The following is a 262-nucleotide window of genomic DNA, read 5'->3' as shown; positions in this document are numbered from 1 at the left end:
CGAGATAACAGCAAAACTGTTGTTTCATGGTCTGCGAGATAATCGCGAGCACCAGGGAGGATAACGTTGCTTCAGCAACGACCCGCAGGGCGAGGCGCAGCCGAGTAATCCTCCCGGATGCACCATCTCTTACTTGATATCGCTCATTACGATATCAATATCGGCAGTGAAGCAAGTTTCCCGATGCATCCGTAGCTCAGCTGGATAGAGTACTCGGCTACGAACCGAGCGGTCGGAGGTTCGAATCCTCCCGGATGCACCA

General features: G+C 53.4%; 1 tRNA gene. It reads left to right on the top strand.

The features are described from left to right. The first annotated feature begins 185 nt into the window (after positions 1 to 185). Positions 186 to 262 (top strand) — tRNA-Arg (locus OGW44_RS00030).

The sequence above is a fragment of the Citrobacter sp. Cb023 genome (genome assembly GCF_030336805.1).
In the GTDB taxonomy this organism is placed as follows: domain Bacteria; phylum Pseudomonadota; class Gammaproteobacteria; order Enterobacterales; family Enterobacteriaceae; genus Citrobacter; species Citrobacter braakii.
The sequence above is the reverse complement of the archived record's forward strand: the minus strand, read 5'-3'. Positions and strand labels throughout refer to the sequence as shown.